At 60.6% G+C, this 19,789-nt stretch carries 22 protein-coding genes; all 22 read left to right on the plus strand.

Features of this window, described 5'->3' with window-relative positions; translation table 11 throughout:
• Positions 1-191 precede the first annotated feature (191 nt).
• Positions 192-587 carry a flagellar export chaperone FliS gene (gene fliS / locus ACW9JC_RS08190; protein WP_457454587.1) on the plus strand — a complete coding sequence of 132 codons (396 nt, stop codon included), beginning with the start codon at positions 192-194 and terminating at the stop codon, positions 585-587.
• Between the two features lie 17 nt (positions 588-604).
• Complete coding sequence (gene fliT, locus ACW9JC_RS08195) at positions 605-901, plus strand: flagellar protein FliT (protein ID WP_457454588.1); 297 nt, start codon at positions 605-607, stop codon at positions 899-901.
• A gap of 172 nt (positions 902-1,073) precedes the next feature.
• Positions 1,074-2,549: a sigma-54 dependent transcriptional regulator gene (locus ACW9JC_RS08200; RefSeq protein ID WP_338582392.1), complete on the plus strand. Its 1,476-nt coding sequence runs from the start codon at positions 1,074-1,076 to the stop codon at positions 2,547-2,549.
• Positions 2,550-2,677: 128 nt separating this feature from the next.
• A complete protein-coding gene (locus ACW9JC_RS08205; RefSeq protein ID WP_457454624.1) occupies positions 2,678-3,883 on the plus strand; it encodes a sensor histidine kinase in 1,206 nt (401 codons plus the stop codon).
• A gap of 5 nt (positions 3,884-3,888) precedes the next feature.
• Complete coding sequence (gene fleR / locus ACW9JC_RS08210) at positions 3,889-5,274, plus strand: sigma-54-dependent response regulator transcription factor FleR (protein WP_457454590.1); 1,386 nt, start codon at positions 3,889-3,891, stop codon at positions 5,272-5,274.
• Positions 5,275-5,478: 204 nt separating this feature from the next.
• Positions 5,479-5,808 carry a flagellar hook-basal body complex protein FliE gene (gene fliE, locus ACW9JC_RS08215; RefSeq protein ID WP_338582390.1) on the plus strand — a complete coding sequence of 110 codons (330 nt, stop codon included), beginning with the start codon at positions 5,479-5,481 and terminating at the stop codon, positions 5,806-5,808.
• Positions 5,809-5,823: 15 nt separating this feature from the next.
• Positions 5,824-7,611, plus strand: a complete 1,788-nt coding sequence (gene fliF / locus ACW9JC_RS08220) for a flagellar basal-body MS-ring/collar protein FliF (RefSeq protein WP_338582389.1) — start codon at positions 5,824-5,826, stop codon at positions 7,609-7,611.
• The gene (fliG, locus tag ACW9JC_RS08225; RefSeq protein WP_007983391.1) at positions 7,604-8,623 is read left to right on the plus strand and encodes a flagellar motor switch protein FliG; all 1,020 of its coding nucleotides are present in this window, start codon (positions 7,604-7,606) and stop codon (positions 8,621-8,623) included. Before fliF ends, fliG begins: the two co-directional genes overlap by 8 nt.
• A gap of 4 nt (positions 8,624-8,627) precedes the next feature.
• Positions 8,628-9,425 carry a flagellar assembly protein FliH gene (gene fliH, locus ACW9JC_RS08230; RefSeq protein ID WP_457454593.1) on the plus strand — a complete coding sequence of 266 codons (798 nt, stop codon included), beginning with the start codon at positions 8,628-8,630 and terminating at the stop codon, positions 9,423-9,425.
• Complete coding sequence (gene fliI, locus ACW9JC_RS08235; RefSeq protein ID WP_150704815.1) at positions 9,415-10,773, plus strand: flagellar protein export ATPase FliI; 1,359 nt, start codon at positions 9,415-9,417, stop codon at positions 10,771-10,773. Before fliH ends, fliI begins: the two co-directional genes overlap by 11 nt.
• 6 nt (positions 10,774-10,779) lie before the next feature.
• A complete protein-coding gene (fliJ, locus tag ACW9JC_RS08240) occupies positions 10,780-11,229 on the plus strand; it encodes a flagellar export protein FliJ (protein WP_338582387.1) in 450 nt (149 codons plus the stop codon).
• 206 nt (positions 11,230-11,435) lie between these two features.
• Entirely contained in the window at positions 11,436-11,735 is a 300-nt protein-coding gene (locus tag ACW9JC_RS08245) for an STAS domain-containing protein (protein WP_457454595.1), read from the plus strand.
• A gap of 5 nt (positions 11,736-11,740) precedes the next feature.
• The gene (locus tag ACW9JC_RS08250) at positions 11,741-13,447 is read left to right on the plus strand and encodes an ATP-binding SpoIIE family protein phosphatase (RefSeq protein WP_457454597.1); all 1,707 of its coding nucleotides are present in this window, start codon (positions 11,741-11,743) and stop codon (positions 13,445-13,447) included.
• A gap of 30 nt (positions 13,448-13,477) precedes the next feature.
• Positions 13,478-13,828, plus strand: coding sequence for an Hpt domain-containing protein (locus ACW9JC_RS08255; protein WP_338582384.1), 351 nt, complete (start codon positions 13,478-13,480; stop codon positions 13,826-13,828).
• 101 nt (positions 13,829-13,929) lie between these two features.
• On the plus strand, positions 13,930-15,285 hold the full coding sequence (locus tag ACW9JC_RS08260; protein WP_338582383.1) for a flagellar hook-length control protein FliK: 1,356 nt from the start codon (positions 13,930-13,932) through the stop codon (positions 15,283-15,285).
• Between the two features lie 242 nt (positions 15,286-15,527).
• Positions 15,528-16,028 (plus strand): flagellar basal body-associated protein FliL, encoded by a 501-nt coding sequence (gene fliL / locus ACW9JC_RS08265; protein ID WP_457454599.1) that lies wholly within the window; start codon positions 15,528-15,530, stop codon positions 16,026-16,028.
• 9 nt (positions 16,029-16,037) lie between these two features.
• Entirely contained in the window at positions 16,038-17,006 is a 969-nt protein-coding gene (gene fliM / locus ACW9JC_RS08270; protein ID WP_056853014.1) for a flagellar motor switch protein FliM, read from the plus strand.
• A gap of 62 nt (positions 17,007-17,068) precedes the next feature.
• Positions 17,069-17,527 (plus strand): flagellar motor switch protein FliN, encoded by a 459-nt coding sequence (fliN, locus tag ACW9JC_RS08275; protein WP_338582381.1) that lies wholly within the window; start codon positions 17,069-17,071, stop codon positions 17,525-17,527.
• Complete coding sequence (gene fliO / locus ACW9JC_RS08280) at positions 17,528-17,974, plus strand: flagellar biosynthetic protein FliO (RefSeq protein ID WP_448108930.1); 447 nt, start codon at positions 17,528-17,530, stop codon at positions 17,972-17,974.
• Positions 17,974-18,732 carry a flagellar type III secretion system pore protein FliP gene (fliP, locus tag ACW9JC_RS08285; protein WP_338582379.1) on the plus strand — a complete coding sequence of 253 codons (759 nt, stop codon included), beginning with the start codon at positions 17,974-17,976 and terminating at the stop codon, positions 18,730-18,732. The genes fliO and fliP overlap by 1 nt, the downstream gene beginning before the upstream one ends.
• The gene (gene fliQ, locus ACW9JC_RS08290) at positions 18,729-18,998 is read left to right on the plus strand and encodes a flagellar biosynthesis protein FliQ (RefSeq protein WP_008058625.1); all 270 of its coding nucleotides are present in this window, start codon (positions 18,729-18,731) and stop codon (positions 18,996-18,998) included. Before fliP ends, fliQ begins: the two co-directional genes overlap by 4 nt.
• Before the next feature lie 3 nt (positions 18,999-19,001).
• Positions 19,002-19,787, plus strand: coding sequence for a flagellar biosynthetic protein FliR (gene fliR, locus ACW9JC_RS08295; protein ID WP_150704824.1), 786 nt, complete (start codon positions 19,002-19,004; stop codon positions 19,785-19,787).
• The last annotated feature ends 2 nt before the right edge of the window (positions 19,788-19,789 follow it).

The following is a 19,789-nucleotide window of genomic DNA, read 5'->3' on the forward strand; positions in this document are numbered from 1 at the left end:
AAAACACCCTGCGAAAGCGTAGCCCTCGCAGGGTGTGGGGGTGACCATCTCATTAACCCAGGCAGTCTGTCATGACAGCGTCTGGGTTTTTTCATTGGTGGCGGGTCTGCGTTAAAGTTATGTGTCGCTCAGTCGACATAAAGATCAGAGCCTTCCTAATTTCAAGCTGTTGTCTGTCACGAGGTAGAAACATGAACCCCATGAGAGCCCTTCGCCAATATCAGAAGGTCAATTCCCATGCCCAGATCTCTGAAGCCAATCCCCATCGCCTGGTACAGATGCTGATGGAAGGTGGCCTGGACCGCATGGCTCAAGCCAAGGGCGCCCTGGAGCGGGGTGACATCGCACTCAAGGGTTTGATGCTGGGTAAGGCCACTGACATCATCATCGGGCTGCGTGACGGCTTGACTCCGGAGAAGGCCGAGGACCCTGCTTCGATCCAGCAACTCGACAGCTTGTACGCGTACATGACCAACCGGTTGATGGAAGCCAATACCAGCAACGATGTAGCAATCATCGACGAAGTATCGGGTTTGCTCGAAACCTTGAAAAGCGGTTGGGATGCGATTGCCAGCCCACAGGCCTGACGGCCGAGGATGACGTCATGAGTCAAGCACTGCGGCGCATAGAAGAAACCCGCGAAGCCCTGATCGATGCCCTGGCGGCGCGTAATTGGGACGCGATTGGCGAACTCGATACGACCTGTCGCGAATGTGTCGACGAGGTGCTCAGTGAGGTACCGATCGATGAAGAGGCGGTACGCAGTAATCTTGAGGGGTTGCTGGCGGTGTACAAGGAGTTGCTGACCGCGACCATGGGTGAGCGTCAGGCGATAGTCGACGAGATGTCGCAGATCAACCAAGCACAAAAGGCATCAAAGGTTTACCATCTGTTTGGTTAATTGACGCCAGTTAATCCAAACATAGTGCGCCATAAATTTGACTGTGCACGGTTTTTTGACTTAACTAGTGGCTGGCTCCAGATATCAGTCGTCTTCAGGCATATCCTGCCTGCAAGCGTTTAGCTTGCCCCAGCATTTTGGGCATTGAGTTGACTAGGGAAGTTGCTATTGCATGTGGCGTGAAACCAAAATTCTGCTGATAGATGACGATAGCGTCCGCCGCCGCGACCTGGCGGTGATTTTAAATTTTCTCGGCGAAGAAAATTTACCCTGCGGTAGCCACGACTGGCAGCAGGCTGTCGGCTCTTTATCGTCTAGTCGTGAAGTGATCTGTGTCCTTATCGGGACGGTCAACGCTCCTGGCGCACTCATGGGCTTGCTAAAGACACTCGCGACATGGGATGAGTTCCTTCCGGTTTTGTTAATGGGCGATAATTCTTCCATTGACCTGCCGGACGATCAGCGTCGCCGGGTACTTTCGACGCTCGAAATGCCGCCCAGCTACAGCAAACTGCTCGACTCGCTGCACCGTGCCCAGGTCTACCGCGAAATGTACGACCAGGCCCGCGAGCGCGGTCGTCATCGCGAACCCAATCTTTTCCGCAGCCTCGTCGGCACCAGCCGGGCGATCCAGCACGTCCGTCAGATGATGCAGCAAGTGGCCGACACCGACGCCAGCGTGCTGATCCTCGGTGAGTCCGGGACCGGCAAGGAAGTGGTCGCGCGTAACCTGCATTACCATTCCAAGCGCCGTGAAGCGCCGTTCGTGCCTGTCAACTGTGGGGCGATCCCGGCTGAACTGCTCGAAAGCGAATTGTTCGGTCACGAGAAGGGCGCCTTCACCGGCGCGATCACCAGCCGAGCCGGGCGTTTCGAACTGGCCAACGGCGGCACCCTGTTCCTCGATGAAATCGGCGACATGCCGCTGCCGATGCAGGTCAAGTTGCTGCGCGTATTGCAGGAGCGCACCTTCGAACGCGTGGGCAGCAACAAGACCCAGAGCGTCGACGTGCGCATCATTGCGGCGACCCACAAGAATCTCGAAAGCATGATCGAGATCGGTACCTTCCGCGAAGACTTGTACTACCGCTTGAACGTGTTCCCGATCGAGATGGCGCCGCTGCGTGAGCGCGTCGAAGATATCCCGCTGCTGATGAACGAGCTGATCTCGCGCATGGAGCATGAGAAGCGCGGTTCGATCCGCTTCAACTCCGCCGCCATCATGTCGCTGTGTCGTCACGGTTGGCCGGGCAACGTCCGTGAGCTGGCGAACCTGGTGGAGCGCATGGCGATCATGCATCCGTACGGGGTGATCGGCGTGGTCGAGTTGCCGAAGAAATTCCGCTACGTCGACGACGAAGACGAGCAACTGGTCGACAGCTTGCGCAGCGATCTTGAAGAGCGGGTGGCCATCAACGGTCATACTCCGGACTTCACGGCCAACGCCATGCTGCCGCCGGAAGGCCTGGACCTGAAGGACTACCTCGGTGGTCTGGAGCAAGGCTTGATCCAGCAGGCGCTGGACGATGCCAATGGCATTGTGGCGCGTGCCGCCGAACGTCTGCGTATCCGCCGCACCACGCTGGTGGAAAAGATGCGCAAGTACGGCATGAGCCGTCGTGACGGAGATGAGCAGGCGGATGATTGACGCCTGTTTTTCAAGTGATTTATTTATAAGCAGTTTTTTTTAGGCACGGGTATTGCTACGTCCCTCGCAACGTTCCGTTTCACTGACGGTCAGCCAAGCGAGAGAGCACGATGCCCCAAGTCGCCCAGATGTCTCCTGTCCCTAATGCCCTGGGGCAATCGTCGTCCGTAGAACAGGCAAGCCGGCTTGGCCTCGAGCAGGCATTCGCCCTGTTCAACCAGATGTCCAGTCAGTTGACCAGTTCCTACAGCATGCTCGAAGCCCGGGTCACCGAGCTCAAGGGTGAACTGGCCGTGGTCAGCGCCCAGCGCATGCAGGAGCTGGCGGAAAAAGAACGCCTGGCCAACCGTCTACAGAACCTTCTCGACCTGTTGCCCGGTGGCGTCATCGTCATCGACGCCCAGGGCATCGTGCGCGAAGCCAACCCGGCAGCCTGCGAACTGCTCGGTCTGCCGCTGGAAGGCGAGTTGTGGCGGCATGTCATTGCCCGCTGCTTTGCGCCTCGCGAAGACGACGGTCATGAAGTCTCACTCAAGGACGGTCGGCGTTTGTCGATTGCCACGCGCTCGCTGGATGCCGAACCCGGTCAACTGGTGTTGCTCAACGACCTGACTGAAACCCGTCACCTGCAAGATCAGCTGGCGCGCCACGAGCGACTGTCCTCTCTCGGGCGCATGGTTGCGTCGCTCGCTCACCAGATTCGTACGCCCTTGTCCGCCGCGCTGCTCTACGCCAGTCATTTGACTGAGCAGGAATTGCCGGTCGAGACGCAGCAGCGTTTTGCCGGACGCCTCAAAGAGCGCCTGCACGAACTGGAACATCAGGTGCGCGACATGCTGGTATTTGCACGCGGTGAATTGCCGCTGACCGATCGCGTAAGCCCCAAACAATTGATGCAGTCGCTGCAGGCGGCAGCCCTGACCCATGTGCAGGACCTGCCTATCCGCTGGCAGTGCGACAGCCATGCCGGCGAGTTGCTGTGCAGTCGCGACACCCTGGTCGGGGCCATCCTCAATCTCATCGAAAATGCTATTCAGGCCAGTGCCGGTGACGTGCGCCTCAAGGTCCATCTGTATACCCGGGACAACCACTTGCGTGTGTGCGTCAGCGACAGCGGCAGCGGGATCGACGGCGTTGTGCTGGCGCGTCTGGGTGAACCGTTTTTCACCACCAAGGCCACCGGCACCGGCCTCGGCCTGACCGTGGTCAAGGCAGTTGCCCGTGCCCATCAGGGCGAGTTGCAATTGCGTTCGCGGGTGGGCCGAGGCACGTGTGCGCAGGTCATCCTGCCGCTGTTTGTCAGCGAAAAAAGCAGCGCTCAGGGAGCGGAGTGAAAGTCATGGGTATCAAGGTTCTACTGGTCGAGGATGACCGCGCTTTACGCGAAGCACTGGCCGATACGCTGTTGCTCGCCGGTCACGAATACACAGCCGTCGGTTCGGCGGAAGAAGCCTTGGCCGCAGTCGAGGCCGAGGCGTTCAACCTGGTGCTCAGCGACGTCAACATGCCGGGCATGGATGGTCATCAACTGCTGGGCTTGCTGCGGGCGCGCCAGCCGCAACTGCCGGTGTTGCTGATGACGGCGCACGGTGCCGTGGAGCGCGCAGTGGATGCGATGCGTCAGGGCGCGGCAGATTATCTGGTCAAGCCTTTCGAACCCAAGGCCTTGCTCGATCTGGTCGCCCGGCATGCGCTGGGCAGTCTCGGCAACGCCGACAGCGAAGGGCCGGTGGCTTTGGAGCCGGCCAGTGCGCAGCTGCTGGACCTGGCCGCGCGGGTAGCTCGCAGTGATTCCACGGTATTGATCTCCGGCGAGTCCGGGACGGGCAAGGAAGTGCTGGCGCGCTACATCCATCAGCATTCCCATCGCGCCAGTCAGCCGTTCATTGCGATCAACTGCGCGGCGATCCCCGACAACATGCTCGAGGCCACACTGTTCGGCCACGAAAAAGGCTCGTTCACCGGCGCCATTGCCGCGCAGGCCGGCAAGTTCGAACAGGCCGATGGCGGGACCATCCTGCTCGACGAAATCTCCGAAATGCCTCTTGGCCTGCAAGCCAAACTGCTGCGCGTGCTGCAAGAGCGCGAGGTCGAACGCGTCGGCGCGCGCAAGCCGATCACTCTGGACATCCGCGTGGTCGCGACCACCAACCGTGACCTGGCCGGGGAAGTGGCGGCGGGGCGTTTCCGTGAAGACCTTTACTATCGCCTGTCGGTGTTTCCACTGGCGTGGCGTCCGTTGCGCGAGCGCACCGCCGATATCCTGCCGCTGGCCGAGCGGCTGCTTGCCAAGCACGTCAATAAAATGAAGCATGCCGCGGCGCGACTGTCGCCCGAGGCGCAAGCGTGCCTGATCGGTTACCCGTGGCCGGGCAATGTGCGTGAGCTGGACAACGCGATTCAGCGCGCGCTGATCCTGCAACAGGGCGGCCTGATTCAGCCGCAGGATTTCTGTCTGGCCGGGCCGGTCGCCTGCGCGCCGTTGCCGTCATTGGCGCCGGTACCGGTGCGTCCACTGGAAGTCGATGCCGAGTCTGCCGGAGCGTTGGGGGATGACCTGCGTCGTCGCGAGTTCCAGATGATCATCGACACCCTGCGCACCGAGCGTGGCCGTCGCAAAGAGGCCGCCGAGCGCCTGGGCATCAGCCCGCGCACCTTGCGATACAAGCTGGCGCAGATGCGTGATGCGGGAATGGATGTGGAAGCCTATCTGTTCGCCACCTGACCCTATTCCTGTAGGAGCGAGCTTGCTCGCGATGGTCGTTAACGATTGCGCGGGGTTTCAGGATAAACGCGCTGCTCTTGCGTCCATCGCGAGCAGGCTCGCTCCTACAGGGGGATCGTCTCGAAAGCTGGCACCCTTGTTGCTAACACCTCAGTACCCGCCGAGTGAGCGTCAAAAAATTGCGGGCCGCCAAAGAGAGAAATCATGAGCCAAGGTATTGAATTCAATCGGTTGATGCTGGATATGCGCTCCATGCAAATGGACGCCATGTCTGCGCCGAAATCGACTGCCGCCGTCCCTGAACTGAATGGCAGCAGCTTTTCCGACATGCTCGGTCAGGCCGTCAATAAAGTGAACGACACCCAGCAGGCTTCCAGTCAGTTGGCCAGTGCCTTCGAGATCGGCAAGAGCGGCGTCGACCTGACGGACGTGATGATTTCCTCGCAGAAGGCCAGCGTGTCTTTCCAGGCGTTGACCCAGGTGCGTAACAAGCTGGTTCAGGCTTACCAAGACATCATGCAGATGCCGGTTTAAGGACGAGATTGAGTCATGGCAGAAGCAGTCGCCGATAATGTTCCGGCCAAGGCCACACCGATAGACGGCAAGCCGCCGCTGTTCGGTCTGTCCTTCCTGGAAAACCTCTCCGAGATGACCATGCTGCGTCAGGTGGGCCTGTTGGTCGGCCTGGCCGCGAGCGTGGCGATTGGCTTTGCCGTGGTGTTGTGGTCCCAGCAGCCGGACTACCGTCCGCTGTATGGCAGCCTTGCCGGTATGGACGCCAAGCAGGTCATGGACACCCTGGCCGCCGCCGATATTCCCTACACCGTCGAACCGAATTCCGGTGCCTTGCTGGTCAAGGCCGAAGACCTGTCCCGTGCGCGACTCAAACTCGCGGGCGCTGGTGTCACTCCCAGCGATGGCAACATCGGTTTTGAAATCCTCGATAAAGAACAAGGCCTGGGTACCAGCCAGTTCATGGAAGCCACGCGCTATCGTCGTGGCCTCGAAGGTGAACTGGCGCGCACGATTTCCAGCCTGAACAATGTCAAGGGCGCCCGCGTGCACCTGGCGATTCCGAAGAGTTCGGTGTTCGTGCGCGACGAGCGCAAGCCGAGTGCTTCGGTACTGGTTGAGCTGTACTCCGGCCGGTCGCTGGAGCCGGGTCAGGTGGTTGCCATCATCAATCTGGTGGCGACCAGCGTTCCTGAGTTGAGCAAGTCGCAGATCACCGTGGTCGACCAGAAGGGCAACCTGCTTTCCGATCAGGCGGAAAATTCCGAACTGACCATGGCCGGCAAGCAATTCGATTACAGCCGTCGCATGGAAAGCATGCTCACCCAGCGTGTGCACAACATCCTGCAACCGGTGCTGGGCAATGATCGCTATAAAGCCGAAGTCTCGGCCGACGTTGACTTCAGTGCCGTCGAGTCAACTTCCGAGCAGTTCAACCCGGACCAACCGGCGTTGCGCAGCGAGCAGTCGGTCAACGAACAACGCACCGCCAGCAATGGTCCGCAAGGTGTGCCGGGTGCCTTGAGCAACCAGCCGCCATCGCCGGCCTCCGCGCCGCAAACGACTGCGGGCGCTGCGCCTGCTGCCGGCATGGTGCAACCAGGCCAGCCACTGATCGATGCCAACGGCCAGCAAATCATGGACCCGGCCACCGGCCAGCCGATGTTGGCGCCGTACCCGGCGGACAAGCGTCAACAGTCCACCAAGAACTTCGAACTCGACCGTTCCATCAGCCACACCAAACAGCAGCAGGGCCGATTGAATCGCCTGTCGGTGTCGGTAGTGGTGGACGATCAGGTCAAGATCAACCCGGCCAACGGTGAAACCACCCGCGCGCCGTGGACCGCCGATGAATTGGCGCGCTTCACTCGCCTGGTGCAGGACGCGGTCGGTTTCGACGCCAGCCGTGGCGACAGCGTCAGCGTGATCAACATGCCGTTCTCCGCCGATCGCGGCGAAGTGATTGCCGATATTCCGTTCTACTCCCAGCCGTGGTTCTGGGACATCGTCAAGCAAGTCATGGGTGTCCTGTTCATCCTGGTGCTGGTGTTCGGTGTGCTGCGTCCGGTGCTCAACAACATCACCGGTGGCGGCAAAGACAAACAACTGGCCGGCATCGGCAGCGACGTCGAGTTGGGTGGCATGGGCGGCCTGGACGGCGAACTGGCCAACGACCGCGTCAGCCTCGGCGGCCCGCAAAGCATCCTGCTGCCGAGCCCGAGCGAAGGCTATGACGCGCAGTTGAACGCAATCAAGAGTCTGGTGGCAGAAGACCCGGGTCGTGTGGCCCAGGTCGTGAAAGAGTGGATTAACGCAGATGAGTGATAACCGAGCCGTTGCCGCCAAGCTGTCCAAGGTCGACAAAGCCGCAATCCTGCTGCTGTCCCTTGGCTCTACCGACGCCGCCCAGGTGCTGCGCCACATGGGACCCAAAGAGGTCCAGCGTGTGGGCGTGGCCATGGCGCAGATGGGTAACGTGCACCGCGAGCAGGTCGAACAGGTGATGAGTGAGTTCGTCGACATCGTCGGCGACCAGACCAGCCTGGGCGTCGGCTCCGACGACTACGTGCGCAAAATGCTCACCCAGGCACTGGGCGAAGACAAGGCCAACGGCCTGATCGACCGCATCCTGCTGGGTGGCAACACCAGCGGCCTCGACAGCCTGAAGTGGATGGAACCGCGCGCGGTTGCCGACGTGATCCGTTACGAGCACCCGCAGATCCAGGCGATCGTGGTGGCTTACCTCGACCCGGATCAGGCCGGTGAAGTACTCGGCAACTTCGACCACAAGGTGCGCCTGGACATCATCCTGCGCGTCTCGTCGCTGAACACCGTGCAGCCTGCGGCGCTGAAAGAACTCAACCAGATTCTCGAGAAGCAGTTCTCCGGCAACTCGAACGCTTCGCGTACCACGCTGGGCGGCATCAAGCGTGCGGCCGACATCATGAACTTCCTCGACAGCTCGATCGAAGGCCAGCTCATGGACTCGATCCGCGAAGTCGACGAAGACCTGTCCGGTCAGATCGAAGACCTCATGTTCGTGTTCAACAACCTGGCCGATGTCGACGACCGCGGTATCCAGGCACTGTTGCGCGAAGTGTCTTCCGACGTGCTGGTGCTGGCCCTCAAGGGTTCGGACGAAGGCGTCAAGGAAAAGATCTTCAAGAACATGTCCAAGCGTGCGGCCGAACTGTTGCGCGACGACCTGGAAGCCAAAGGCCCGGTACGCGTCAGCGACGTGGAAACCGCGCAGAAAGAAATCCTCACTATCGCCCGTCGTATGGCCGAGGCCGGGGAAATCGTTCTCGGTGGCAAGGGCGGCGAGGAAATGATCTAACACCATGGCCAAGCATGATGATTCAACCACTGACCTGATCCGGGCCAGGGATGTCAGTGGTTTCGATACCTGGGCGCTGCCCAGTTTCGACCCGCCGGCACCCGAGCCTGAACCGGAGCCGGAACCCGAACCGCCGGAAATGGAAGAAGTGCCGCTGGAGGAAGTCCAGCCACTGACCCTTGAAGAACTCGAAAGCATTCGCCAGGAAGCCTATAACGAAGGCTTCGCGGTGGGTGAGAAAGAAGGTTTCCACAGCACCACGCTCAGGGTCCGCCAGGAAGCTGAAGTGGCGCTATCGGCCAAGATCGCCGGGCTGGAACAGCTGATGGCGCACCTGTTCGAGCCTATCGCCGAACAAGATACCCAGATTGAAAAGTCGTTGGTCGACCTCGTGCAGCACATCACCAAACAGGTGATTCAGCGCGAACTGGCCATCGACTCGACGCAGATCGAACACGTCATGCGCGAAGCCCTCAAGCTGTTGCCGCTGGGCGTAGGCAATGTGCGGCTGTACATCAATCCGCAGGATTTCGAACAGGTCAAAGCACTGCGCGAACGCCATGAAGAAACCTGGCGCATCGTCGAGGACGAATCCTTGTTGCCCGGCGGTTGCCGGGTCGAGACCGAGCACAGTCGCATCGATGCCACGGTGGAAACCCGCGTCAAACAGGTCATGGACAAACTGTTCGATCAGCTCCACGAGCAGGCCTTGCACCCGGCCGCGCCGGACGTGAGCCTTGAACTGCCGATCGAAAGTAAACCCGCAGCCGCTGCCGATCCGGACCTTCCCGATGCGCCTTGAACGCACCAGTTTCGCCAAGCGCCTCGGTAGCTACGCCGAGGCCACGGAACTGGCCGGCGCGCCGATCCTCGAAGGGCGCCTGTTGCGCATGGTTGGCCTGACCCTCGAAGCCGAAGGCTTGCGCGCTGCCATGGGCAGCCGCTGCATGGTCATCAACGACGACAGCTATCACCCGGTGCAGGTCGAAGCCGAAGTCATGGGCTTCTCCGGCAGCAAGGTTTTTCTGATGCCGGTGGGCAGTGTTGCCGGCATCGCGCCCGGTGCTCGCGTCGTTCCGCTTTCCGATACCGGTCGTTTGCCGATGGGCATGAGCATGCTCGGGCGCGTGCTCGATGGCGCCGGTCGTGCGCTTGACGGCAAGGGCGGGATGAAGGCCGAAGACTGGGTGCCGATGGACGGCCCGACCATCAACCCGCTCAAGCGTGAACCGATCAGCGAGCCGCTGGACGTGGGCATCCGTTGCATCAACGGCATGTTGACGGTGGGTCGCGGTCAGCGTCTCGGCCTGTTCGCCGGTACTGGTGTCGGTAAATCCGTGCTGCTGGGCATGATGACCCGCTTCACCGAGGCCGACATCATTGTCGTCGGGCTGATCGGTGAGCGGGGTCGTGAAGTTAAAGAGTTCATCGAGCACATTCTCGGTGAAGAAGGGCTCAAGCGTTCGGTGGTGGTGGCGTCCCCGGCGGACGATGCGCCGCTGATGCGTCTGCGCGCCGCCATGTACTGCACACGAATCGCCGAGTATTTCCGCGACAAGGGCAAGAACGTCCTGTTGCTGATGGATTCGCTGACGCGATTCGCCCAGGCCCAGCGGGAAATCGCCCTGGCCATTGGCGAGCCGCCGGCAACCAAGGGCTATCCGCCATCGGTGTTCGCCAAATTGCCGAAACTGGTTGAGCGGGCCGGTAACGCCGAGAAGGGCGGCGGTTCGATCACGGCGTTCTACACCGTGCTGTCCGAAGGCGATGACCAGCAAGATCCGATTGCCGACTCGGCGCGAGGCGTGCTCGACGGGCACATCGTGCTGTCGCGGCGATTGGCGGAAGAAGGTCATTACCCGGCCATCGATATCGAGGCGTCCATCAGCCGGGTGATGCCGGCGGTGGTGTCGCCGGAACACATGATGCGCGCGCAGTACTTCAAGCAGTTGTGGTCGCGCTATCAGCAGAGTCGTGACCTGATCAGCGTCGGCGCTTACGTCGCCGGTGGTGATCGCGAGACCGACCTGGCGATTTCCCTGCAACCGCAACTGGTCAAATACCTGCGCCAGGGCCTCAACGACAGCATCAGCCTGGGCGAAAGCGAAGCGTATCTCGCCTCGATCTTCGCGCCTGCGGCGGGCGGCTAACCGGTCATGGCCCAGACTCGAGCAGGGCGTCTGGCACCCGTGGTGGAAATGGCCGAGAAGGCCGAGAAAACCGCGGTCCAGCGTCTGGGACACTTTCAGGGGCAAGTGCGTTTGGCCGAAAGCAAACTCGCCGACCTCGAAGCCTTTCGCCTCGATTATCAAGAACAGTGGATCGTGCGCGGCAGCAGCGGTGTGTCGGGCCAGTGGTTGCTCGGCTATCAGGGCTTTCTCGCGCAGTTGGGCACGGCCATTGATCAACAGCGACAAAGCCTGGCCTGGCACCAGAACAACCTGAACAAGGCACGGGACACCTGGCAACAGGCGTTCGCCCGGGTCGAAGGCTTGCGCAAACTGGTTCAGCGCTACGCCGATGAGGCGCGGGCACTCGAAGACAAACGCGAGCAAAAGCTGCTGGATGAATTGTCCCAGCGATTGCCGCGTCAGGATGCGTATTGAATCAGCTGGGCCGCAGTATCGTTCATCGCGGGCAAGCCTTGCTCCTACAGGATTGAGGTGATTTCCAGAGTGAAACCGAGCCTGTAGGAGCAGGGCTTGCCCGCGATAGCGATCCGAGGGCCACCACAATGCCAAACCTTGCCCCAACCTCTACCAAATGCTAAACCTTGTACAAGCAGGTTTACCAATGACAAGGAAGCCATGACATGTCAGTCGTTACAGAAGTCTCGCCGGATGGACAAAAACTGACGATATCGATCAAGGGACGCTTCGATTTCGCCAAGCATCAGGCATTTCGTGAGTCCTACGAAAGCCGTGATCTGGCCGAGGTCGTTGTCGACTTGAAGGAAGCGACCTACCTCGACAGTTCCGCGCTGGGCATGCTGCTGCTGTTGCGTGACCACGCCGGTGGCGAAAATTCCGATATTCGCGTGGTCAACAGCAGTTCCGACGTGAAGAAGATCCTCGCCATTTCCAATTTCGACAAACTGTTCGACATCAGTTGATCGCCGTGCAGCCTGCACTCGAATCGCTGACGATCCTGATCGCCGAAGACAGCGCGGCCGACCGCATGCTGTTGTCGAGTATTGTCCGGCGTCAGGGCCATCAGGTGCTGACGGCCGCCAACGGTGCCGAAGCGGTCGAGGCGTTTCGCCTGCAACGTCCGCAACTGGTGTTGATGGACGCAATGATGCCGGTGATGGACGGTTTCGAGGCCGCACAACAGATCAAGGCGCTGGCGGGCGAAAACCTGGTGCCAATCATCTTTCTCACGTCGCTGTCCGAAAGCGAAGCTCTGGCTCGCTGTCTGGAAGTCGGGGGTGACGATTTTCTGGCGAAGCCGTACAACCAGGTGATTCTTGCCGCCAAGATCAAGGCGATGGACCGCTTGCGGCGGTTGCAGGCAACCGTGTTGCAGCAGCGTGACCAGATCGCCCGGCACCACGACTATTTGCTCAATGAGCAACGGGTGGCCAAGGCTGTATTCGACAAAGTGGCGCATTCCGGTTGCCTGAACGCGCCCAATATTCGCTATCTGCAATCGCCTTACGCACTGTTCAACGGTGATTTGCTGCTGGCCGCGTTCACCCCGGCCGGCGACATGCATGTGTTGCTCGGCGACTTCACCGGCCATGGCTTGCCGGCCGCCGTCGGCGCGATGCCGTTGGCCGAAGTCTTCTACGGCATGACTGCCAAGGGCTACGGCCTGGCGGAAACCCTGCGCGAGATGAATGCCAAGCTCAAGCGGATCCTGCCGGTGGACATGTTCTGTTGTGCGACGCTGCTGTGCCTGAGCTTTCAGCGTCGTTCGGTGGAAGTCTGGAACGGCGGCATGCCGGACGGTTATCTGCACAATATCGCCAGCGGTGAGCGCACGCCGCTGATCGCCCGGCACTTGCCGCTTGGCGTGTTGAGCCCGCAAACGTTCGATGACCGCACCGAAGTGTTTCCGATGGCGCTGGGGGATCGGGTTTTCCTGTTGTCCGACGGGGTGATCGATACCTGCGATGCCAATGAACAGCTGTTTGGCGTGCAGCGTTTGCAGCAGGTGTTTGCGGCCAATCGTCAGCCGGATGCGCTGTTCGAAGACATCCAGCAAGCGCTGCGGGACTTTGGTGGCGAGGCCCGCGACGATGTGAGCATGGTCGAGGTCAGTCTGTTGGAGCCGGCTCAGCTGAGTCCGCCCGCGCCGGTCTATTCCGACAGCGGCCAGTCCTGCCCGCTGGACTGGTCGGTGAGTTTCGAGTTTCGCGCCGCCACGCTCAAGCGCTTCAACCCGCTGCCGTACTTGCTGCAACTGTTGCTTGAGGTTCACGGCCTGCGGGCGCAGAGCGGGGCGCTCTACAGTGTGTTGGCCGAGTTGTATTCCAATGCCCTGGAGCATGGCGTGCTGGGCCTGGACTCAAGCCTCAAGCGCAGTGCCACTGGGTTTGGTCATTATTATCAGCAGCGCAATGCGCGTCTCGATGAGTTGCAGGACGGTTATGTGCGCGTGCACCTGCAAGTCATGCCGCAAGGCGAGGGCGGTTGCCTGGTGATTCGCGTCGAGGACAGCGGCAAGGGATTTGATGTTGACCGAGTGCTGGAGCGCCCCGTGGATCCTGTCCGTTTGTCGGGGCGCGGTGTAAGTCTGGTCCGTCAGTTGGGGCGTAATGCCAGTTGGTCCGACGATGGTCGTACTGCCCGCGTGGAGTTTTTCTGGGAGGCTCTGGCATAATCCGCGCATTCTTGATCAAGGAGTGAGCAAGTGGCTGACAAACATCTGGACCCGGACGTGCTGAGCGCGTTGCGGGAAGTCATGGAGGATGAGTTTTCGACATTGGTCGTTACCTTCCTCGCGGATTGCGAAGAGCGCCTGAAACTTTTGCGTCAGGCGGATTCGGCTGCGCAATTGACCGAGATTGCCCACAGCTTCAAAGGCAGCAGCAGCAACATGGGCGCCATCAGTCTCGCCGACCTGTGTGGCAAGCTTGAGCACAATGCCAAAACCCTTTCGGCTGCCGATATTGACCAATTGATTGGCGAAATCGAGAGTGAGTTCGCCATTGTGCGGCCTCTCTATGAATCCGAGCGACAGCGTTCCCCGGCGGCAAGCTGAATCGCCCCCGCGCCTTTCGTCGTCATCCGGCGAAACTGGCGCGACCCTTGCAGATAACTCTCTAACTGTACCTACGATCCCAGTGCAGCGGAGACCGTTAAATGCCCGTTACCCCCAATAATCTTCTTCAGGCCGTCGCGCCGGCCAAGGCGCAAGCCAACGCCGCCAATTCCACGGCGCTGACCGCTGAGCCCGGGGACAAGGCTTCCAGCTTCGCTCAGGTGTATGCCAAGCAGGCTCAGAACAAGCCTGCCTCGGCAGCTGATGGTGCCGCCAAGCCGGTCAGTGACAAGGCTGCGGACAACGCCGGCAAGAAGGACGTCGCCGACGACTCGTCTGCCGCCGCGGAACCGGCGGTTGCCGATAGCGGCAAAACCTTGCCCGCCGACAAACCGGCGCAGGCCGACGACAAGACTGCCAGCGATGATTCGGCGGACACAGCGCAGACGCCGGTCGTCGATGCCGCGCCTGTCGATCCGACCCTTGATCCTGCCTTGCTGCTGGCGGCGCAACCGGTGGTCACCACGCCTGCACCGGTGACACCACCGGTTGTAGAGGCCGCTCAGCCGCCGGTCGAAGCGCCTGTCGCTGCGCCAGTTGTAGCCGCGCCGGTTGCCGCTTCCACCGATACCGAATTCGATCCCGAAGCCGATCCGCTCGACGCATTGCCGGCCTTGCGCATGGCGATGGAGCAGAGCGGCCACGTTTCGGCGTCTAGCCAGGCACAGCCGAAAGCCGCGCCGACGCCTGCCCAGGCGCAGGCCGATGGTGAGCAGACCGCTGCGCAGAACTTTGCCGCCGGCATGGCCAGCATGCTCGACGTGCAGGGCGACAAGGACAGCACCAGCCAGGGTGGCGAGAAGGCTTTCAGTGGACTGATCGATGACGGTCTGAAGGATCTGAAGTCGGCCAGCAGCGATACGCGGGTCGACGATTTCGCCAACCGACTGGCGGCACTCACGCAAGCGGCTACGCCGAAAACCGCCAATGCGTTGCCGGTGAACCAGCCGATCGCCATGCATCAGAGCGGCTGGACCGAAGAAGTGGTGAACCGCGTCATGTACCTGTCCAGTGTCAACCTCAAGGCGGCGGACATTCAGTTGCAACCGGCTGAACTGGGGCGCCTCGACATTCGCGTGAACATGGTTCCGGATCAGCAGACCCAGGTGACATTCATGAGCGCCCACCCCGGCGTGCGTGAAGCGCTGGATGGTCAGGTCCATCGCTTGCGTGACATGTTCGCGCAGCAGGGCATGGGCCAGGTTGACGTCAACGTGTCCGACCAGAATCGAGGTTCGCAGGATCAGAGCCAGAATCAGCAGGCTCAAAGTGGACGTACCAGTGCCAGTGGCGGTCGTCTTGATTCGATGGATGACGAAATCGCTCCAGGCGTTGCCGAAGTCGCCGCACCGGTTACCAGCGTGATCGGTTCCAGCGCGGTCGATTACTACGCCTGATTGAACACCATACAAAACCCTGGGGGAGCGAGCTTGCTCGCGATGAGGCCCTGACAGTCGACATTTTCATCGACTGTTAGACCGCTATCGCGAGCAAGCTCGCTCCCACATTGGTTTTGTATGGTGTTCTTCAAATTGCCGTGCAGCCTCGCCACCCATCCCCCTCCCAACACTTCTGGCATAACACTTGCTCTTGCCTATCCGTGCGACTGTGAAAACCCGAATAGTGACGGATTATTGGCATGGCGAAGAGCGACGCAGCAGTAAAAGACCCCGCAACCAAAGGCAAACTCAAGCTGATTATCGCAGTCGTGGTGGCTCTGCTGCTGGCGATCGGCTTGTCCGTGGGGGCCACCTGGTACTTCATGCACAGCGCCCAGAGCAAGCCTGCGGCCGTGGTTGAAACCGCACCGCAGGGCAAGCAGCCGGCGATTTTCGAGTCGATGGCGCCGGCGTTTGTCGCCAACTACAACCAGAACGGCCGTCAGCGCTACATGCAGGTGAGCATCACCATGCTTGGTCGTAATCAGGCTGATCTGGATGCGCTCAAGGTGCACATGCCGGTGATCCGCAACAACCTGGTCATGCTGTTCTCCGGGCAGGACTTCGCTACGCTCGCGTCGCCGGTCGGCCAGGAAATGCTGCGCCAGAAAGCCACGGCCAGCGTCCAGGAAGTGGCGCAGAAAGAGCTCGGCAAAGTGGTCATCGAACAATTGCTTTTCACTAATTTCGTACTGCAGTAGGAACACGACATGGCCGTGCAGGACCTGCTGTCCCAGGATGAGATCGACGCGCTGTTGCATGGCGTGGACGATGGTCTGGTACAGACCGATAACGCTGCCGAACCCGGCACCGTCAAAAGCTACGACCTGACCAGCCAGGATCGCATCGTCCGTGGACGCATGCCGACCCTGGAAATGATCAACGAGCGTTTCGCCCGCTACACGCGCATCAGCATGTTCAACATGCTGCGTCGCTCGGCGGACGTGGCGGTCGGTGGCGTGCAGGTGATGAAGTTCGGCGAATACGTGCACTCGCTGTACGTGCCGACCAGTCTCAACCTGGTCAAGATCAAGCCGCTGCGCGGCACCGCGCTGTTCATCCTCGACGCCAAACTGGTGTTCAAGCTGGTGGACAACTTCTTCGGCGGCGACGGCCGACACGCCAAGATCGAAGGGCGTGAATTCACCCCGACCGAACTGCGTGTGGTGCGCATGGTGCTGGAGCAGGCTTTCATCGACTTGAAGGAAGCCTGGCAGGCGATCATGGAAGTCAACTTCGAGTACATCAACTCGGAAGTGAACCCGGCGATGGCCAACATCGTCGGCCCGAGCGAAGCCATTGTGGTGTCGACCTTCCACATCGAACTCGATGGCGGTGGCGGCGACCTGCACGTGACCATGCCGTACTCGATGATCGAACCGGTGCGCGAAATGCTCGACGCCGGCTTCCAGTCGGACCTCGACGACCAGGACGAACGCTGGGTCAACGCCCTGCGTCAGGACGTGCTGGATGTCGATGTGCCGATCGGCGCCACGGTTGCCCGCCGCCAGTTGAAACTGCGCGACATCCTGCATATGCAGCCGGGGGACATCATCCCGGTGGAAATGCCGGAAGACATGATCATGCGCGCCAACGGCGTGCCGGCCTTCAAGGTCAAGATGGGCTCGCACAAAGGCAACCTTGCGTTGCAGGTGATCGAGCCGATCGAGCGCCGTTGACCGGCGCTCGTACCCATTCGCTGTTAACCGAATTCTGAATTTTTGCTCGCCGAGGACACATCATGGCTGACGATATGAACATGCAGGACGACCAGGCGCTGGCCGATGAGTGGGCTGCGGCCCTGGAAGAAACCGGCGATGCCGGGCAGGCTGACATCGACGCCTTGCTGGCTGCCGATTCTGGCGGTTCCGCGTCCAACCGCCTGCCAATGGAAGAGTTCGGCAGCGTGCCGAGAAACAACGATCCGGTCACGCTCGATGGCCCGAACCTCGACGTGATTCTCGATATTCCGGTGTCGATTTCCATGGAAGTGGGCAGCACCGACATCAACATCCGCAACCTGCTGCAACTCAACCAGGGTTCGGTGATCGAGCTCGATCGCCTGGCCGGTGAGCCGCTGGACGTGCTGGTCAACGGCACGCTCATCGCCCACGGCGAAGTGGTTGTGGTCAACGAGAAGTTCGGCATCCGCCTGACCGACGTGATCAGCCCAAGCGAACGCATCAAGAAGCTGCGCTGAGTGAAAAGGTTTCTCGGGGTTCTTCTGGCGTTGCCATTGAGCGTGCTGGCGGCCGAGCCTGTCGCGACCGCCACTACTGCCGCTGCGCCTGTAGCCAGCAGTGGCGTGGCCGGGCAATTGACGCAACTGGTGTTCGGCCTGCTGCTGGTGCTGGGGTTGATCTTCTTCCTTGCCTGGCTGTTGCGCCGGGTGCAGCAGGCAGGCCCGGCGGGCAAAGGGCAGGTGATCGAGCTGATCGGTTCCCGCGCCCTCGGTCCGCGTGATCGTCTGATGCTGGTACAGGTCGGCAACGAGCAGATTCTGCTCGGCCTGAGCCCCGGAACCATCACCGCGTTGCATGTGCTCAAGGAGCCGGTGCAGGTGCCGAGCGCGACTGAAAAGACTACGCCGGAGTTTGCCCAGCGCCTGCTGGAGATCCTGGGCAAAGATCAGAAGGATAAGAAGTAATGGGTGCGTTACGCATCGTCTTGACGCTGGTCCTGATGCTGGCAGCGCCGTTGGCGTTCGCCGCCGATCCGTTGTCGATCCCGGCGATCACGTTGGGCACCAACGCCGAAGGTGCTCAGGAATACTCGGTCAGCCTGCAAATCCTGCTGATCATGACCGCGCTGAGTTTCATCCCGGCGTTCGTCATGCTGATGACCAGTTTCACCCGGATCATCATCGTCTTTTCGATCCTGCGTCAGGCCCTTGGCTTGCAGCAAACTCCATCGAACCAGATCCTCACCGGCATGGCGCTATTCCTGACGTTGTTCATCATGGCGCCGGTATTCGACCGGGTGAACCAGGACGCCTTGCAACCGTATCTGGCGGAAAAAATGACCGCCCAGGATGCCGTGGCCAAAGCCCAGGTGCCGATCAAGGATTTCATGCTGGCCCAGACGCGCACCAGCGACCTTGAGCTGTTCATGCGTCTGTCCAAGCGTACCGACATCGCCACGCCGGATCAGGCACCGTTGACCATTCTGGTGCCGGCCTTCGTGACGTCGGAGCTGAAAACCGCGTTCCAGATCGGTTTCATGATCTTCATTCCGTTTCTGATCATCGACCTCGTCGTGGCGAGCGTGCTGATGGCCATGGGTATGATGATGCTGTCGCCGCTGATCATTTCCCTGCCGTTCAAGATCATGCTGTTCGTGCTGGTCGATGGCTGGGCGCTGATCATCGGCACCCTGGCCAGCAGCTTCGGCGGTGTCTCGCCATGACGCCGGAAGTTGCGGTCGATATCTTCCGTGAAGCGTTGTGGCTGACCACGCTGATGGTCGCCGTTCTGGTGATTCCGAGCCTGCTGGTGGGCCTGATCGTGGCGATGTTCCAGGCCGCCACCCAGATCAACGAACAGACCTTGAGCTTCCTGCCGCGCCTGTTGGTCATGCTGGTGACGCTGATCGTGGCCGGGCCATGGCTTGTGCAGACCTTCATGGAATACATCCTGCAGTTGTATGGCAGTATTCCGCAGGTCATTGGTTAAGCCATGTCGTCGCTGCTGCAACTGACCGATACCCAGATCAGCACCTGGGTGGCGACGTTCATGTTGCCGCTGTTTCGCGTCGGCGCGCTGCTGATGGTCATGCCGGTGTTCGGCACCTCCCTCGTGCCCAAGCGCATACGGCTTTATTTCGCGATCGCCATCACGGTGGTCATCGCACCCAACCTGCCGCCCATGCCGCCAGTCAATGCGCTGGACTTGAGCGGACTGCTGCTGATTGCCGAGCAGATCCTCGTCGGCGCGATCCTCGGTTTCTCCTTGCAGTTGTTCTTCCAGGCGTTCGTGGTGGCGGGGCAGATTGTCGCGATCCAGATGGGCATGGGTTTCGCCTCGATGGTCGACCCCACCAACGGCGTGTCGGTGGCGGTGATCGGGCAGTTCTTCACCATGCTGGTGACGCTGATGTTCCTGGCGATGAACGGCCATCTGGTGGTATTCGAAGTGCTCACTGAAAGCTTCACCACGCTGCCGGTCGGTAGCGGCTTGATGGTCAATCACTACTGGGAAGTGGCCGGCAAGCTTGGTTGGGTACTCGGTGCAGCGCTGTTGCTGGTGCTGCCGGCGATCACCGCGCTGCTGGTGGTCAACATCGCCTTTGGCGTGATGACCCGGGCCGCGCCGCAACTGAACATTTTCTCCATCGGCTTCCCGCTGACCCTGGTGCTCGGGCTGTTTATCGTCTGGGTCGGGCTGGCGGACATTCTCAATCAGTATCAACCGCTGGCCACCGAGGCCTTGCAGTTTTTACGCGAACTGGCACAGGCGCGCTGAGT

This window comes from Pseudomonas sp. SDO5591_S426 (assembly GCF_054070755.1).

Excerpts from the sequence above, each read along its gene's own strand:
- fliS (WP_457454587.1), top strand. The coding sequence starts at position 192 with ATGAACCCCATGAGAGCCCTTCGCCAATATCAGAAGGTCAATTCCCAT.
- fliT (WP_457454588.1), top strand. The coding sequence starts at position 605 with ATGAGTCAAGCACTGCGGCGCATAGAAGAAACCCGCGAAGCCCTGATC.
- ACW9JC_RS08200 (WP_338582392.1), top strand. The coding sequence starts at position 1,074 with ATGTGGCGTGAAACCAAAATTCTGCTGATAGATGACGATAGCGTCCGC.
- ACW9JC_RS08205 (WP_457454624.1), top strand. The coding sequence starts at position 2,678 with ATGTCTCCTGTCCCTAATGCCCTGGGGCAATCGTCGTCCGTAGAACAG.
- fleR (WP_457454590.1), top strand. The coding sequence starts at position 3,889 with ATGGGTATCAAGGTTCTACTGGTCGAGGATGACCGCGCTTTACGCGAA.
- fliE (WP_338582390.1), top strand. The coding sequence starts at position 5,479 with ATGAGCCAAGGTATTGAATTCAATCGGTTGATGCTGGATATGCGCTCC.
- fliF (WP_338582389.1), top strand. The coding sequence starts at position 5,824 with ATGGCAGAAGCAGTCGCCGATAATGTTCCGGCCAAGGCCACACCGATA.
- fliG (WP_007983391.1), top strand. The coding sequence starts at position 7,604 with ATGAGTGATAACCGAGCCGTTGCCGCCAAGCTGTCCAAGGTCGACAAA.
- fliH (WP_457454593.1), top strand. The coding sequence starts at position 8,628 with ATGGCCAAGCATGATGATTCAACCACTGACCTGATCCGGGCCAGGGAT.
- fliI (WP_150704815.1), top strand. The coding sequence starts at position 9,415 with ATGCGCCTTGAACGCACCAGTTTCGCCAAGCGCCTCGGTAGCTACGCC.
- fliJ (WP_338582387.1), top strand. The coding sequence starts at position 10,780 with ATGGCCCAGACTCGAGCAGGGCGTCTGGCACCCGTGGTGGAAATGGCC.
- ACW9JC_RS08245 (WP_457454595.1), top strand. The coding sequence starts at position 11,436 with ATGTCAGTCGTTACAGAAGTCTCGCCGGATGGACAAAAACTGACGATA.
- ACW9JC_RS08260 (WP_338582383.1), top strand. The coding sequence starts at position 13,930 with ATGCCCGTTACCCCCAATAATCTTCTTCAGGCCGTCGCGCCGGCCAAG.
- fliL (WP_457454599.1), top strand. The coding sequence starts at position 15,528 with ATGGCGAAGAGCGACGCAGCAGTAAAAGACCCCGCAACCAAAGGCAAA.
- fliM (WP_056853014.1), top strand. The coding sequence starts at position 16,038 with ATGGCCGTGCAGGACCTGCTGTCCCAGGATGAGATCGACGCGCTGTTG.
- fliN (WP_338582381.1), top strand. The coding sequence starts at position 17,069 with ATGGCTGACGATATGAACATGCAGGACGACCAGGCGCTGGCCGATGAG.
- fliP (WP_338582379.1), top strand. The coding sequence starts at position 17,974 with ATGGGTGCGTTACGCATCGTCTTGACGCTGGTCCTGATGCTGGCAGCG.
- fliQ (WP_008058625.1), top strand. The coding sequence starts at position 18,729 with ATGACGCCGGAAGTTGCGGTCGATATCTTCCGTGAAGCGTTGTGGCTG.
- fliR (WP_150704824.1), top strand. The coding sequence starts at position 19,002 with ATGTCGTCGCTGCTGCAACTGACCGATACCCAGATCAGCACCTGGGTG.